The 1,000-nt window shown below is 54.5% G+C and carries 1 protein-coding gene; it reads left to right on the top strand.

The genetic code is table 11. From position 1 onward, the window contains the following. Window positions 1-67: 67 nt before the first annotated feature. Window positions 68-961, top strand: coding sequence for an IS481 family transposase (locus tag I2G20_RS17130; protein ID WP_196260963.1), 894 nt, complete (start codon window positions 68-70; stop codon window positions 959-961). The last annotated feature ends 39 nt before the right edge of the window (window positions 962-1,000 follow it).

Here is a 1,000-nt window from a genome sequence, read left to right as displayed (position 1 = left end):
TGTAGATATGTCGGTACTCGCGGGACATCTCCCATACGCTCCCAATTCTGGGACGAAGGAGGTGTTCATGAACAAGGACCAACGCGAGATCGCGCGTAAGCTTCGCATTCTTCAGCATGCTGATGAGACCGGTCACGTCGCGAAGACATGTCGATATTTCGGCATCGGCCGTAGCAGTTTCTACCGCTGGCGTGAGGCTTACCGGAAGCACGGTGATGCCGGTCTGGTGAATAAGCCGCCGATACCGAAGTGGCATGCCAATCGGACACCGGGCGAGATCGAGGAAAAAGTCCTTCATCTTCGCAGCAAATACCACCTAGGCCCAATGCGGATCGTCTGGTATCTGGCGCGCTACCACGGCATCAAGATCTCAGACGCAACGGTCTCCCGGATGCTAAAGCGCAATGGCGTCAACCGGCTTCCACGTGGTACTCGCCTGCGCAAGGTACACACCAAACGATATAACAAACAGGTTCCTGGCCACCATATCCAAATGGACGTCAAGTTCCTGACGTTCAAAGGAAAACGGGGCGAGAAGGTCCGTCGCTTCCAGTTTACCGCCATCGACGACGCAACCCGAGTGCGGGCGCTCAAGATTTACGAGAAACACAATCAGGCCAGCGCCATCGACTTTGTCGACCACGTCATCGAGACCTTCCCGTTTCGCATTCGTGAGATCAGAACCGACAACGGCCATGAGTTCCAGGCCAAGTTCCACTGGCATGTCGAGGATCAGGGCATCCGACATGCCTACATCAAGCGCGGCACGCCGCAACTAAACGGAAAGGTCGAACGCTCGCATAGATCGGATCAACAGGAATTCTACCAGTTGCTCAGCTACAAAGGCGATGTCGATCTGGAGGCAAAGCTCGATGAATGGGAACGCTTCTACAACTTCGCAAGGCCTCACGGCGCGTTCAACGGAAAAACCCCTTACGAGGTGCTGCGCGAAAAACTATAATCTCAAAAGAAGATGTCCCGAAAGCACCTGCAGCTTACA

Origin of the sequence: Pelagibacterium limicola, assembly GCF_015694405.1 — a bacterium.
GTDB lineage: Bacteria > Pseudomonadota > Alphaproteobacteria > Rhizobiales > Devosiaceae > Pelagibacterium > Pelagibacterium limicola.
The sequence above is the reverse complement of the archived record's forward strand: the minus strand, read 5'-3'. Positions and strand labels throughout refer to the sequence as shown.

Bases quoted from the DNA above. Each gene is read 5' to 3' on its own strand.
- I2G20_RS17130 (WP_196260963.1), top strand. From the start codon at position 68: ATGAACAAGGACCAACGCGAGATCGCGCGTAAGCTTCGCATTCTTCAG.